The sequence below is a fragment of the Candidatus Aminicenantes bacterium genome (genome assembly GCA_026393855.1).
Taxonomy (GTDB): domain Bacteria; phylum Acidobacteriota; class Aminicenantia; order Aminicenantales; family UBA4085; genus UBA4085.
The window spans coordinates 27,501-42,247 of record JAPKZJ010000077.1; the positions used below are offsets into that span (position 1 = coordinate 27,501).

A 14,747-nucleotide genomic window follows, 5' to 3' on the forward strand; every position below is an offset into this window, starting at 1 on the left:
AGCCTCGCGTGAATAGCGTGGGAGGTAGAGCACTGGATGGCCTAGGGGGTCGAAAGATCTTCCAAATCCAACCAAACTCCGAATTCCCCCGACTACTGCGCGGGAGTCAGACTACGGGGGCTAAGCTCCGTGGTCAAAAGGGAAACAGCCCAGACCGTCCGCTAAGGTCCCTAACTGTATACTAAGTGGGCAAGGATGTGAGGATACGAAGACAACCAGGAGGTTGGCTTAGAAGCAGCCATCCTTTAAAGAAAGCGTAACAGCTCACTGGTCAAGCGTTCTTGCGCCGACAATGTAACGGGGCTAAAGTATACGACCGAAGCGGCGGATCGTCGTGGCCTTCGGGCCGCCGACGATGGTAGAAGAGCATTCCGACGAGGCTGAAGCCGACCTGTAAGGGTTGGTGGACTCTTCGGAAGAGACCCTGCCGGCATGAGTAGCGATAACGGCTGTGAAAACCAGCCGCGCCGAAAATCTAAGGTTTCCTGGGGAAGGTCAGTCCGCCCAGGGTTAGTCGGATCCTAAGGTCAGGCCGAAAGGCGTAGCCGATGGACAGCAGGTCAACATTCCTGCACCGCCTGAGAGTCACCATGTGGGGACGCAGGAGGATACGTGTACGCACGTCTGGATGTGTGCGGTCGCCTAGTAGAGGGAGGTCCCAGGCAAATCCAGGACCTCGTTAACCTCGAGTATGGCGAGGAAGCTTGGCTTCGGCCTTGCGAACTCACTGACTCCAAACTGCCGAGAAAAGCCACTAAGAACGTATCTCAGGTGTCCGTACCGGAAACCGACACAGGTAGATCAGGAGAGAATCCTAAGGCGCACGTATGAGCCCTCTTTTAGGAACTCGGCAATCTAACCTCGTAACTTCGGGAAAAGAGGTGCCTCGTTAGGGTGAAGTCGTACAGATGGAGCCCGAGGAGGTCGCAGAGAAATGGCTCAGGCGACTGTTTAGCAAAAACACAGGACTCTGCAAAGACATAAAATCGATGTATAGGGTCTGACGCCTGCCCGGTGCTGGAAGGTTAAGGGGAGGGGTTAGCGCAAGCGAAGCTCTGAACCGAAGCCCCAGTAAACGGCGGCCGTAACTATAACGGTCCTAAGGTAGCGAAATTCCTTGTCGGGTAAGTTCCGACCCGCACGAAAGGCGTAACGACTTGAGCGCTGTCTCAAAGAGGGGTACGGCGAAATTGTGGTACCGGTGAAGACGCCGGTTACCTGCCGCTGGACGGAAAGACCCCGGCACCTTAACTGCATCCTAGCATTGGATTTTGGGATAGCATGCGCAGGATAGGTGGGAGGCTTTGAAGCTGGTCCTCCGGGACTGGTGGAGCCAACGGTGAGATACCACTCTTGCGATTCTGAGATTCTAACTCGCTCCCCTGATCGGGGAGGCGGACAGTGTTAGGTGGGTAGTTTAACTGGGGCGGTTGCCTCCCAAAATGTAACGGAGGCGCCCTAAGGTTCCCTCAGGTTGTTTGGAAATCAACCGTAGAGTGCAATGGCATAAGGGAGCTTGACTGCGAGAGAGACATCTCAAGCAGGGAGGAAACTCGGGCATAGTGATCCGGTGGTCCCGAATGGAAGGGCCATCGCTCAACGGATAAAAGGTACGCCGGGGATAACAGGCTAATAGTCTCCAAGAGCTCATATCGACGAGACTGTTTGGCACCTCGATGTCGGCTCATCGCATCCTGGGGCTGAAGCGGGTCCCAAGGGTCCGGCTGTTCGCCGGTTAAAGCGGTACGTGAGCTGGGTTCAGAACGTCGCGAGACAGTTCGGTCCCTATCCACGGCAGGCGCAGGAGAATTGAGGGGGGTGGTCCATAGTACGAAAGGACCTGGACGAACGAACCTCTAGTGTGCCGGTTGTCCCGCCAGGGGCATCGCCGGGTAGCTACGTTCGGAAGTGATAACCGCTGAAGGCATATAAGCGGGAAGCACGCCCCAAGATTAGTTCTCCCTCCCGCAAGGGCTGAAGGGCACGAGTAGACGACTCGTTTGATAGGCTGGGTGTGGAAGCGCGGTAACGCGTGAAGCTTACCAGTACTAACCGCCCGTGAGGCTTGACCATAAGGTTTATTCTCGACAAAACATGCAGCGAAATTCGATTGGGATTTAAAACGATTATTAAATCCCGGCGACCATGACGCAGGGGAAACGCCCGTTCCCATTCCGAACACGGAAGCTAAGCCCTGGGGTGCCGATGGTACTGCTCGGGCTGCCGAGTGGGAGAGTAGGACGTTGCCGGGTTTTTTTCTTTTTCCGTGGGCGTAAAGCAAGCAGGAGGCCGCGCCCCGCCTCCACGTCTGACCTGGAGAAGGAACCAGGGGCCAAAGCCCTGCCTGTGATGCGGCATACTCCTTTCCTTTTTCTCGCTCGGATACTTTTTCTCAGGAACCCTCGGAGCAAAACCGGGCGGATTCCATCGTCGAAGGAGACGAGTATGAACATCTATGTTGGCAACCTGTCCTTTTCCGTGACCGAGACCGATCTGCGCGAAGCCTTCCAGGCCTTTGGGGCCGTCGACAAGGCCGCCGTCATCAGCGACAAGGCCACCGGCCAGTCGCGCGGCTTCGGCTTCGTCGAAATGACGAACAAGGACGAAGCGCTCAAGGCCATCAGCGCCCTGAACGGTCGCGACCTCAAGGGCCGGGCCCTCAAGGTCAACGAAGCCCAGGCCAAGACCGACCGGCCCCGCACGGGCGGCGGCGGCGGCGGCTTCGGCGGCGGCCGGAACCGGTACTGACCGAAAGCTTTTAGCTTTCTCGAAGCGCGGCTTCCCACCCCGGTAATATAGCCGGACGGGCGGTCCCGCTTCTTAACCAAGAATGATCGGGCGGACGGCCCTTAAGGGCTCGTCCGCCCTTTTTTATTTCAGGTCAAAAAGGAGGTGAAGCTCCATGACCGTCGTCTGCCCGGTTCGCCGCTGCGGTCAGGAGCTGCATTGGGCGGAGCGGTCCTGCACCTGCCCGGCGGGCCATGCGTTCGACATCGCCCGCAGCGGCTATGTGAACCTGCTCTTGCCCCAGGACAAGCAGGCCAAAAAACCAGGCGACACCAAAGCTATGGTTTGCGCGCGCCGACGGCTGCTTGACGCGGGTTTAGGAGCACGCTTGCTCGAATGCCTCGCCGCCGCCTTGGCCGGGATCCGGATCCCCCTGGGCGCTCGCGTCCTCGACGTGGGCTGCGGCGACGGCTTTTACCTCGCGGCCCTGGCCGGCCGCTTCGGGCTGGAGGGGTTCGGCGTGGACATCTCGACGGCCGCAGTGGACGCGGCGGCCCAGCGCTATCCGGGGCAGCGCTGGATTGCGGCCAACGGCGATCGCCGCCTGCCCTTTGCGGATCAGGCGTTTGACTGCATTTTGTCCATCACCGCCAGGCATAACCCCGAGGAGTTCCAAAGGCTTTTAGCGCCGGGCGGTCGCCTGCTGCTGGCAGTGCCGGCGATCGATGACCTGGCCGAGCTGCGCCAAGCCGTGCTGGGCCAAGCCACGGCTAAGGACCGGGTTAAGCTGGCGACGGAAGAGTTCGAAGAGCGCTTCACCTTGGAATCCCACGAGACAGCGCGGTTGGCCGTGCACCTGAATGTTCCGGCGCTTGTCGATCTGCTTCTCGTCACGTACCGTGGGGCGAGATTTTCCGCCGCCGCCGGCACGGCGGCGCTCAAACCGCTCACCGTCACGTCGGCGGCCGAGCTCCTGTGCTTCAAGGTTAAAGCTGGGTAAGGGCAAAGCGTTGGTCCCGGGCCGGCGGCTTCAGCTTCATCGAAAGGCCCGACGAGGAGGAACTCGGGCTTCCTCAGCCCCGTTTCGGAAATTCGCCCGCTTCTATGGTAAATTGTTCGCATGCCCGACCGGCCCAAGCTCCTGCCCGCGGTGATGACCATCGTGGCCGCCGCCACCCTGGCCCTGATGGGCTACGAGATGGCCCGGTCGGCTGCTTCCTCTATCTTTCTGGCCCATTACCACGCTAGCCGGCTGACCGAGGCGCTGATGCTGTTGCCCCTGGTCATGATCCTTCTTACCTACGCCATCAGCCGCCTGCTGCGCCGCTTTGGCCCCTCGGCCACGTACGCACTCACCCTGGTCGTATCCGGGCTGGTTTTGGCGGCGACCGCTACCGCCGCCCGCCGCGGCGTCCGCGGTAGCGCGTTCGTGCTCTATGTCTTCGCCCAGGCCTATATCGTGCTGATCGTGGAGCAGTCCTGGGCCTTCATCAACAGCCTGTTCTCGACGGAGGACAGCAAGCGCTGGAACGGCGTGATCATCGCCGCCACGACCGCCGGCTCGGTGACCGGCGGATTGCTCACCGGCCTGCTCTCGGAGCGGATCGGATCGGAGCAGGTCGTCCTTTGCGCCGCCGTCTTGACTGTCGCCGCGATGCTGCTCAGCCGGCGCGCTTTCCGTCAGGCGGGTCCGGAACGGACGGCCGCCGACCGGCAGCCCGAGCGCCTGGCCGACCACTTCGCCTGGGACCTGCTGCGCTCCGATCCCACCCTCGGCCGCTTGGCCCTGATGGTCATCGCCTCGCAGTCGATCTCGGTGCTCTTCGACATCGCCTTCCACCGCAGCCTGCAGGCCGCCATGCCGCTGCAGGAGCCGCGCACCGCCTTCCTCGGCTTCTTCTTCGGCGGCGTCAACGCGGTGGCCTTTGGGCTTCAACTGGGGCTTTGTCCCCGGCTGCTGCGCCGCTTCCAGGTGCGCCACATCCTGGCCGCCATCCCCCTGCTGTACGGAGCCGCCGCTCTGGCCGGCGTCGCCCTGCCGCTGCTGCCGGTCCTGGGGGCGGCCTTCTTCCTCTCCAAAACAGTGGATTACTCGGTCTTCCGCGCTTCCAAAGAAGTGCTCTACGTCCCCCTGCCGTTTTCTGCCCGCTACCGCGGAAAGATGACCATCGACGCGCTGATCTATCGCTCGACCAAAGGAGCCGCGTCGGCGCTCCTCAGCCTGGCCGGCCTCGTCGCCGGTGTCCTGCCGCTTCGGCTCTACCCGCTGCTGGCCATCGCCTTCGGCGGCTTCTGGAACCGGGTCAGCCTGGGGCTGCCCGAACCCAAGTCGGATAGCGGACGATCGCTTGAAGGAGATTGATAAAGATGTCTTGGCCAAGCCGGAAATATTCTGCCTTCCTCATCGTCTTGATGGCGGCGTCTTTGGCGGTCGCCGCCCCGCGCGGACTTCAGAAAACGGGGGAGACCCCGGCGGAGCGGGATGGGTGGACCGCGGACCTCAATTTCCTGGCCAAGGAGCTGCCGGCCCGGCATAAGAATCTCTTTTTCAAGACGACCCGCGAGGAATTCCAGGCGGGTGTCGCGGCCTTGAAAGCCCAAATCCCCACGCTCAACCGGGCCGAGTTTCTGCTTGGCCTATCCCGCCTGGTGGCCGCCGTGGGCGATTCCCACACCTCGTTCACCATCATGCCCGAGAGGGCGTTCCCCTTTAAGCTCTACTGGTTCAAGGAGGGGATCTGCGTCACCGACACGACGCCGGAATTCGCCGGGCTCCTCAACGGCCGGCTGGAATCGGTCGACGGGCATCCCATCGACGAGGTCGTCCGCGCCTTCGCCGGGATCTTCCCCCACGACAACGAAGCTCAGGTCAAGGATTTTGTGCCCAGATTTTTGGGCTCCTCCGAACACCTGCTCGGGCTGGGGCTTCTCGCTGTGCCCGAAGAGGCGACCTTCACGGTCCGGACGCCCGCCGGCGGGACGGCCTCGGCTAAGATGAAAAGTCTCGCCGTAGGCGACGTCCGCAAAATCGCCTGGGCGGCGCCGGCGGTCGATCCCGCGCGGCTGCCCGTCTACCGCCGTACCGCCGCCGCGGCCTATGAGTTCGCCTATCTGTCCGCATCGCGGACGCTCTATTTCGCCTACAATTCCTGCCGAGACCTCCCCAACCGGCCGTTTGCCGCCTTCTCCGCCGAGCTCTGGGAGGCGATCCGCAAGAACCCCGTCGATAGGCTGGTCATCGACCTGCGCGCCAACGGCGGCGGGGATTCGTCGATCTTTGACCCCTTTATCCAACAATTGGCGGCGGACAAGGAGATCAACCGGAAAGGGCGCCTGTTCGTCATTCTCGGCCGGCGGACGTTCTCCTCGGCGATCCTCAACGCACTGGACCTCAAGAAGAAGACCGAAGCCGTTTTCTACGGCGAGCCGACCGGCGGCAGACCGAACCATTACGGCGAGATCCAAACCCTGACTCTTCCCAATCTCAAGATCAAGGTGTCCTACTCGACCAAATACTTCAAGTTCGTCGAGGGGGACGATCCTTCCCTGACGCCGGACGTCCTCGTCGAGCTGACCCTCGACGATTATCTCGCCCTGCGCGACCCCGTCCTGGATGCTATTTTGAAGAAGGGGAACTAACGGCCCCGGGGCGCGGCTCGGATCTTCCGCTCCATGGCTGGACGGGCGGGTTTTTCGCCCTGCTTTACAACATGCGGGGCCGAAATATCGTATTCTAGAGGGGGGGGCGCCGAACGCCAATGCGCCTTCGCCGAGGAGGTTCGGTATGAGGGAACAAATAGCATCTTGGAAGATTGGCCTGATGGCGATTGCAGCCGGTTTGTTGGCTTTGACCCTCCCGGCGGCGGCCGAACTGGTGGCCAAGCTGCCCCAAGTCCAAAACCCGTTCTATCTCACCATCGCCGACGGCCGCATGTACATCGTGGAAAATTCCGTGGCCGCGCATTTCTACACCCTGGGGCCGAAGGGGGCCGCCTTCGTCAAGACCTTCGGACGCGAAGGGCAAGGACCCGGGGAGTTCGATTTCCTGTACCTCATCCGAGTCTTCAAAGATCACCTGGACCTTCCCGGCTCCCACAAGCTGGCCCGCTTTTCCCTGGACGGCAATTACGTCAGCGAGGTCGCGGTGACAGTTGGCGCGTTCAAGGGGGCGGTCTATCGCCTGGGCGAGGGATACGTGATCAGGGATTTCAACTTCGACGACAAGGGCACGACGACGACGATCCGGCTCTACGACAAGGACTTCAAGCTGGTCAGGGAAATCGGAGCGCGGAAGACATCCCAGGGCCTGATGAAGCTCAATCTGGTGGCCGATTACTTTGCCCCCCGGGTGGTCGGCGACCAGATCTACGTCATCGATGCGGCGCGGGAATCCGTCGTCACCGTCTACGACCGGAACGGGATCCGGCAACGGGAAGTCCACCTGCCGTTGGCGCCGGTCAAGATGACGGCCGACCTGAAGGAAGCGATCGTCAAACCCATTCGAGAGGACCGCGAACGCAGGATGAGCTGGGCGGATTACGAGAAGATGCTTTACTTCCCCGACCAGACCCCGGGCCTCGACTATTTCGAGATCTTCGACGGAAAATTCGTCGCCAGAACCTATATATTTCGCAAGGATGCGGTCGAATTCGCCGTCTTCGACCAGCAGGGGCGGGAGCTGAAGCGGCTGGACCTCCCCTTCACCGGCCGCATCTCCAACGGCGTTCTCTTTTGCTTCTACCAGGGCCGCTACTACTATCTTCGGGAAAACGCCGAGGAAGAGGTCTGGGAGCTGCATTCCGAGAAAGCTTGGTAGGGGCGGTTTAGAACATCCCCTCGACCAGGTTCGTCTCCCGGGGCGCTTGGCGCTTGTCCAGCGGCAGCATGTAAGTCTTGATCTGGCAGGGTCCGAGTTTGAACGGCAGGGGTTTCCCGAACAATGCGACGCTCAATTCGCCTTTCGCCTCGCGGGCGGCTCGCATGGTGCGGCCCGAGTTGTTCATTCGCGGAGCCTCCTTTTACCAGCGGTCAACGTGGAGCCGGGGCTCCAGCGCCTCGGCCGGCCAGGCGTCCGGCATCTTGGCCGGATACCCGAAGGGGATGACGGCGGCGATTTCCCGGCCTTCCGGGATCCCCAAGTGTTTTTTCAGCCCCGCGGCGTCGTAGGGCGTGTAGGTGCAGCCGAACAGGCCTTCCGCGGCCATGGCCAGCATGATGTTCTCGATGCACATCCAGGCGGAGGCGAGAGGATTCAAATCGAAAAGCCTTCGGCAGTCGACGAGAGGCTTCGCCGTGTAGACCACGATCAGCACCTCGGGGGCTTCCAGCATCATCGTCAGCTGGAGGGGAAGAGATCGACGATAGACGCTTTTAAGAGCCTCGTCCTCGAAGGCGGCTAGAAAGCGATCGGTCTCCTCCCGATCCGCGAGGTTCCGGGCTTTCAAATGATCGACGACGGCGGTCCGGCGCGACTCCCGGTCGCGAAGCAGGATGAATTCCCAGGACTTGAGATGGGCGTTGGAGGGAGCGGCCAGTCCCGCTTCCAGGACCCTGCGGACTTTTCCCTCCTCGATGGGGCGAGCCAGAAACTCGCGGACGGTCCGTCGGCCGGCGACGACTTCTTCGAAGTTCATTTTTTCCTCCCCGGGGCGCGGCGGATCACTTGATGCGGCGGTATTTAACGAGCAGCGAAGTGTCGGCTTGGGGGATCTTGAGGGCAAGCCCGGTCCGCAGCTCGCGGCCGCTTTTGACGACGACGAGCCCGTAGTCCTCGAAGGAGACCTCGTAGTCGGCCCCGGGGTCGAGGCCGTGCAGGGCGAGGGTCTTGGCGGCCTCGAGGGCGCCGTTCCGGCGAAAGGCCAGGACGATCCCGTCCCGCTCCTCCGGCCGGTCCCATTGGAAGGCGGCCCAGGATTCGTCAGAGGTCGAGTACTCCGTCAGCGGGTAGTAATCGGCGGCGAAGAAGGGCCGCAAGGCTTTGAATTCGGCGATGTCGGCGAGCGCCGCGGCGAGGTCGAAGGCGGGCGCGTTGACCGTCCCGTTGACGTTCCAGGCCAGCACGGTAGCGCCGGACATGGCGCTCCGAAAGGCGTATCGCCGCGGATCGTTGTTCCCCGTGCCGCTGAAAGGGACATACAATTGCAGCCCGTAGGTATGGCCTTGCTCCCCGTTGGGCTCGCAGGGCTGGGAGTCCGTCCGCCACAGCGGGATGCTGCGGCTGATCGTCTCGAGGTCGATGCGGCGCCCGCCGCCGGCGCAGTTGTCGATCAGCAGCCCGGGGACTTTGGTCAGAAGCGCGTCCCAATAAGCATAAAGCCCTTCGATGTGCCGGATCTCGGCGATCCCCACCCTGTCCGGGGCGTCGAGCGTCCGCCAATAGGGCAGGGCGTTGATATTGAAATCCTGGCGATAGATGGTGACGCCTTCCGCGAGCAGGAGCTTCGAGACGTGATCGATCATCCAGGCTCGGGCTTCCGGATTTCCCAGGTTGAAGACCCGGTCGGGGTTGTCCGGCAGGCGGATCAGCCATTCGGGATGCTCTCGGTCGAGCCGGGTCCCTTCGTAAACCCGTTCGGGCTCGAACCAGAGGACGAAGCGCTTGCCTTTGCTGCGGGCGGCGTCCCCGATCGGTTTGAGGCCGCGCGGAAACCGCTTCTTGTCGGGGGACCAGGTGCCGACGCCGTCCCACCAACTGGGGCTCGCGTTTTCGTACCATCCGGCGTCGATCCAGAAAGCCTCGGGCTCGAGGCCGAACTGGCCGAGCCGGTCTATCATGGACAGGACATAGCCTTCCGTGGCGCAGGTGTATTCGTTGCAGGGGGCCGGCCCGCCGAAGCCGACGCCGTGGGAAAGGGGAGGCTCGACGAGCTTGCCGTTCGGCCGCGGCGAGTGATGAGCCAGGACGAAGCGGCGGAACAGGTTGTGACCGTCGAACCGATCGGCTCCTTTCCAGAAGAGCAGGCACATCGAAGGCGAGCGCACTTCCTCCCCCGGGTGCAGGCGGAAATGGGTCGTTTCCATGCCTGCGTCGAGAGAGACTTGCGAGGCGGCGGGCTTTTTAACCATGGCCTTCCAACGGCCGGTCCAGCCGACGGCGGCCATGACGCCCCGGCTGGGGGCGGCGATGTTGAAGAAGGGCAAGGCCGCATCGGAGGATCGGCCGCCTCGAGTCCCGAAGGCAACTTCTGAGCCGTCGGTCAGGATGTCGGCGAGCGGGGCGAAGTCGGTCCGCAGAGCGTCGCTTCCCCGGGCCCGATGGAGGGTGGCCGGGCCGGCGGGCCAGTCGTCGAAGCGCAGAGCCGAAATGAGGATGTTCTCGATGATCGGCGAATCGGCGCGGCCTTCGTTCTTAAAGCGAACGACCCATTCGACCGCAGGATAGTCCGAGTACAGGGTGTACACGACGGTCACCCGGAGCCGCGTGGCCGGGTCGGTATAAACGACGGTTGTGAGCGTTTTGAGCCCGTCCGTTTTCGTCTCGGTCGTCGAGGGCCACTTGGCCAGGAGCGCGGATGACGGCCGGCCGCCATAGACGAACGAGAAAGGCGCCTCTTCCGGCCGATCGATGTGCGCGGCGACGAACTTGTCCCGCCCGGCTTTGTCGTGCGCCGCCGCCGGGTCGAACCCTGCCGCCGCTGCCGAAAGGGCCAAAGCGATCGTCGCGACGAAAACGAGCCCGATTTTGCTTCTCATGGTCGATCCTCCCCGTCAGGCGCCCCGGCGCTTTGGCGCGCTCCGATCTTGGCTACATTATCCGAATCCATCGCCCGGCTCAAGAGCCGAGAACGATGGCGGGAAGGCCTTACATTCAACCTTCCCGCAGTTGACAGGCGCTCCCGGTCATGACAGCATCCCCGGATGGCGAGAGGCCTCTTGTTGACGCCCCAATGGCTTCAACGGCCGTCCGAAGAGGCCACGGCAGGGGAGTGTCGGCGGAGGAGAAAGATTCGGAGAAGGCCGCGATTCGAAGCAGGAGAAAAGAGGCGTATATGGGAAACAAAGCCGTCCGCCTAGGCCTGGGTTTGGGAATGTTTGTCGCCGTTGTTTCAAGCGCCGCGCCGCTCGGCAGGGCCGCGGATCGGGAGATCGCCGCCAACCGGCAGCGGGCCGAGGCGATGTTCTCGGCGGCCGCCTCGGCGGCGCTGCCGTTTTCGTTCGTCTACGGCGGCCGACCTTCTGCATCTTTCATCGGCTCCTGGGCGAGTCGGGTCGAGGATCGAGCGGTTGATGTCGGGAAGCGCCTGCGCATCTTGACGATCACGGACCCGACGACCGGGCTCGAAATCCGGGCCTTCTGCACCGTCTATCTGGACTCTGCCGGCCTGGACTGGACTCTCGCGTTCACAAACAAAGGGACGGTCGATACGCCTGTCATCGAGCAGTTGCAGGCGCTGGACGTGTCGATCAAGCCGGGACCCGGGCCGGCCCCGATCTGGCACGGGCTGAAAGGCAGCCGGTGCGCGGACGACGATTGGCAGCCCTTCGCTCGGGCGCTTATTTCCGGCGCCAAGTATGAATTCGGAGCTGAGAACGGCCGTTCTTCGGCCGATTCCCCCTTCTTCAATATCCAATATGGCGGGGGCGGCGTCGTCACGGCCGTGGGCTGGTCCGGCCAATGGCGGGGGCTCATCGAGGCGCCCGCGGCGAACGGGCTGCGCATCGCCGTGCATCAGCAAAACCTCCACACCGTCCTGCATCCGGGCGAGAGCCTTCGCAGTCCCCGCATTCTCCAGCTTTATTGGTTCGGGGACGATCCGGACCGGGCCTGCAATCTGTTTCGACGGACCATGCTGGCTCATATCGTTCCCCACATCGACGGCCGTCCGATCACTCCGCCGATCGCCCACTTGAGCACCTCGTTCTACGAGATGAACGACAGCACCGAGGCGAACGTGACGGCCCATTTGAACGCGGCCAAGGGCCTGGGCTTCGAAGTCTTCTGGCTGGACGCGTATTGGACGAAAAAAGGCTTCCCGGAGGGCATGGGCAACTACGGGTTCCCGATCACGATGGCCGAACCCGCCGACAGGTTTCCGCGCGGGTTGAAGCCCATCAGCGACGCCGCGCACGCGGCGGGGATGAAGTTCCTGGTCTGGTTCGAGCCCGAGCGTGTGGCCGCCGGCACCTACCTGGCCGAATCTCATCCGGATTGGGTCGTCGGCGGCGCCAAGGGAGGTCTGTTCAACCTCGGGAACGACGAGGCGCGGGCGCATATGACCGCCTACCTCAAAGCCGTCATCGCCGCCTACGGCATGGACTGGCTGCGCATCGATTACAACATTGATCCTCTCCCTTATTGGAAGGCTCTCGACAAGGATCCGAATCGCGGCGGCATGGGCGAGATGCGCTATATCCAGGGGCTGTATCGCATGTGGGACGACTTGCGGACCGCATTCCCCCGCCTCATGATCGACGATTGCGCCAGCGGCGGCCGGAGGATCGACCTCGAGACGATGTCGCGGGCTTTGCCTTTGTGGCGGAGCGACAACACCTGCAACATGACGGACCTGAAAGCCGTCACCGTCCGTGCCGCGGCCACGAAGAACCAATTAATGAGTGCGGGACTAAACCGATATGTACCGTTCAGCACCTGCGGGCAGATGGGCTCGGACCCGTATCTCTTTCGCAGCGGCTTCAATGGGGGCATCTCCTTTGCCGAAGACACGCGGCCTGCGGACTACCCGCGGGCCGAGCTGGCCAAGGGGATCGCCGAAGGCAAGCGGCTGCGTCCGTATTGGTTCGGCGATTTCTACCCGCTTTCGCCGGTGACGTTGAAAGCGACGGATTGGTGCGTCATGCAGTACCATCGGCCGGCGGAAGGGGATGGGATCGTCATTGCGTTTCGCCGGGAACAGGCGGCGAGCGACTTCACCGTCTCGCCGCGGGAGATCGACCCCGACGGCCGCTTTGCCGTGACCTGGTCCTACGGCTATGAGGTCTCCGAGCGGCGGATCCTTCGCGGCTCCGAGCTTAAACAGCTCCGACTCCACATCGACTCGCTCCCCGGGTCCGTTGTGGTCGAATATAAGAAACAGTAGCCTCGGTTTCCCCAACGCACGGACAAGGAAATCTATCGATCGATTTGAACTTGTTCCCGAGAAATATGACATTCACGTGACAATCCGGCTGCGGCCGGCATGGTAGAATAGGTCCCGGGAACGAGATCCGATGATGGCGATACGCCGCCGGCGCACCAAATTTATTTATTATCTGATTAGTATCGTTTTGCCGAGTCTGCTCCTTGTTTTTTTTGCTTTGCGTTTGGTCAGCCAGGACAAGGAGTTGGCTCGGGAGCGGATTGTCGAGGATCGCCGGAAATTTGCTTTGGAAATAGGGCGTGCCCTCCTCTCGGTCCTCGACCAGGCTAAAGCTCTGGCTGAGGGAGGGCTGAGGAATCCCGTCCCGCCTCCGCTCGGTATCTCTCTCGGTCCCCTTCCGGTCTTCGTCGGCGAATGGCGTGATGGAGAATTGCGGCTGCCATGGGAGGATGAGCCGGCCTTTTCCCGGAAATCGGCGGCTTCCGGGGGCCGGGATTTCGCGGCAGATCTCCGCCGGCTCGAAAAGGCGGAATTCGCGGATCGCGATCCGGTTCAAGCCGCCAAGCTCGGCCAAGCCATGCTCAAAACCGGCTTGGCCCCGGAGCAGGAAGCCGTGACTCGCCTGGCGGTGGCCCGGTCGCTTTCCAAAGCGGGCCGGGCCGGGGAATCCGCAGCTATGGCGCGAGCTCTTCTGGCTCTTCCCGCCGAGGTGCAAGACGAATTTCGGATTCCCTACTCCTTATACGCCGCCGAACGATTGGCGAATTCCGAATCGGATCAAGCGGCGATTTGCGCCGCTCTCGATCCGGCGGTCTACCCATGGGGCCGGTTGATGCCGGGGGCGACGCTTCAAGCGCTGGACCTATTTGCCAAACTCAAAACGTCCTCGATCTCCGAGGTCCGGAAAAGAAGCGCTGCCGCCATGACCGTGCTGCGGGACCTTCCTCAAAAGCAGAAACTAGCCGAAGTGCTCAAGATTCAGTCTCGTCATCCGGATCGAGCCGACGAGCTGCCTGAAAAGATCGCCGCCGCAAGAGAAACTTGGTCCTTATTCGGGCCCGGCCCGTGGTTCGTGAGCTGGGCAGAAGCGGCCGGCGACCGAGAGATCCTGGTCGCCTGCGAGGCCGGGGCGGCGTTCAACACGGCCCTGGCCGCCGTCGGCGGTTCGGCCGGCTCAGCCGCCGGCTCGGTTTTGGGAGAGCTTCAAGTCCCCGGCGGCTTGCCCCTGGGACCCGCTTTCCCCAATGCCAGGATCGTCATTCCCTCGACGTGGGCCGCCCCTCCGGATCCGTCGAATTCCCGATCGGCGATCTATCTTCTGATGGCCGGGCTTGCCCTTGGGCTGGCTATTTTCGGCTCGATTCTGTTTTGGCGAGACGTGCGGCGCGATCTGGAAACGGCGGAATTGAGGTCCCAATTTGTCGCCTCGGTCTCGCATGAGCTGAAAACCCCCTTGGCCGCAATCCGGATGTTCGCCGAAACCCTGCGCTTGAACCGTCTGCGGGAGCCCGCCAAGAAGGACGAATATCTCGATACGATCATCAATGAAAGCGAACGCTTGGATCGTTTGATCGCCAACGTTCTGGATTTTTCGAAGATCGAGAAGGGCCGACGGTCCTATCGGTTCGCGAGAATCGCCGTTTCCGACGTCCTGGCTTCGGCTGCCCGGGTCATGGAATACCCATTGCGCCAGAAGGGATTCCGGCTTCGTCTCTCGGTTGCGGACGATATTCCGGAAATAAACGGCGACCGCGACGCCCTCCTTCAAGCCGTTCTGAATCTGCTCGACAATGCCGTGAAATATTCGGGCGAGGCCCGGGAGATCGATCTTTCTCTGGAAAAAACCGAAGCCGCAGCGGTCATTCGGGTCCGGGATCGGGGCATCGGCATCCCGGCCGCCGAGCAGAAGCGCGTTTTTGAGAAGTTTCATCGCGTTCCCGATCCGAGAAACGACGGCATCGTGGGCGCGGGCTTGGGGCTGGC

The 14,747-nt window shown here is 62.3% G+C and carries 10 protein-coding genes and 2 rRNA genes (1 of these 12 only partly in view); 9 read left to right on the plus strand and 3 right to left on the minus strand.

The annotated features are described in order from the left end of the window. The 7 genes from NTZ26_09520 to NTZ26_09550 form a co-directional block, all read left to right on the plus strand. Window positions 1-2,073 (plus strand): 23S ribosomal RNA (locus NTZ26_09520) (it extends 922 nt beyond the left edge of the window). Between the two features lie 62 nt (window positions 2,074-2,135). Beyond that, a 5S ribosomal RNA gene (gene rrf / locus NTZ26_09525) occupies window positions 2,136-2,252 on the plus strand. Window positions 2,253-2,445: 193 nt separating this feature from the next. Next, window positions 2,446-2,748, plus strand: coding sequence for an RNA-binding protein (locus NTZ26_09530; protein MCX6560741.1), 303 nt, complete (start codon window positions 2,446-2,448; stop codon window positions 2,746-2,748). Window positions 2,749-2,902: 154 nt separating this feature from the next. Beyond that, window positions 2,903-3,727: a methyltransferase domain-containing protein gene (locus NTZ26_09535; GenBank protein ID MCX6560742.1), complete on the plus strand. Its 825-nt coding sequence runs from the start codon at window positions 2,903-2,905 to the stop codon at window positions 3,725-3,727. Between the two features lie 120 nt (window positions 3,728-3,847). Continuing rightward, window positions 3,848-5,089, plus strand: coding sequence for an MFS transporter (locus NTZ26_09540; protein MCX6560743.1), 1,242 nt, complete (start codon window positions 3,848-3,850; stop codon window positions 5,087-5,089). Between the two features lie 5 nt (window positions 5,090-5,094). Continuing rightward, the gene (locus NTZ26_09545) at window positions 5,095-6,366 is read left to right on the plus strand and encodes a hypothetical protein (protein MCX6560744.1); all 1,272 of its coding nucleotides are present in this window, start codon (window positions 5,095-5,097) and stop codon (window positions 6,364-6,366) included. Between the two features lie 181 nt (window positions 6,367-6,547). Then, window positions 6,548-7,543: a hypothetical protein gene (locus NTZ26_09550; GenBank protein MCX6560745.1), complete on the plus strand. Its 996-nt coding sequence runs from the start codon at window positions 6,548-6,550 to the stop codon at window positions 7,541-7,543. A gap of 7 nt (window positions 7,544-7,550) precedes the next feature. Here NTZ26_09550 and NTZ26_09555 read toward each other — a convergent pair whose 3' ends face one another. From NTZ26_09555 to NTZ26_09565, 3 genes are read right to left on the minus strand one after another with little or no spacing between them, the layout of a single operon-like run. Continuing rightward, on the minus strand, window positions 7,551-7,730 hold the full coding sequence (locus NTZ26_09555) for a hypothetical protein (GenBank protein MCX6560746.1): 180 nt from the start codon (window positions 7,728-7,730) through the stop codon (window positions 7,551-7,553). Window positions 7,731-7,745: 15 nt separating this feature from the next. Beyond that, entirely contained in the window at window positions 7,746-8,360 is a 615-nt protein-coding gene (locus NTZ26_09560; GenBank protein MCX6560747.1) for a nitroreductase family protein, read from the minus strand. Between the two features lie 25 nt (window positions 8,361-8,385). Further along, the gene (locus NTZ26_09565) at window positions 8,386-10,419 is read right to left on the minus strand and encodes an alpha-galactosidase (GenBank protein ID MCX6560748.1); all 2,034 of its coding nucleotides are present in this window, start codon (window positions 10,417-10,419) and stop codon (window positions 8,386-8,388) included. Window positions 10,420-10,715: 296 nt separating this feature from the next. Between NTZ26_09565 and NTZ26_09570 the strand changes: the two genes are divergently transcribed. Next, a complete protein-coding gene (locus NTZ26_09570) occupies window positions 10,716-12,764 on the plus strand; it encodes an alpha-galactosidase (protein ID MCX6560749.1) in 2,049 nt (682 codons plus the stop codon). Between the two features lie 430 nt (window positions 12,765-13,194). Beyond that, a partial coding sequence (locus NTZ26_09575; protein ID MCX6560750.1) for a HAMP domain-containing sensor histidine kinase occupies window positions 13,195-14,747 on the plus strand: 1,553 nt, incomplete at its 3' end.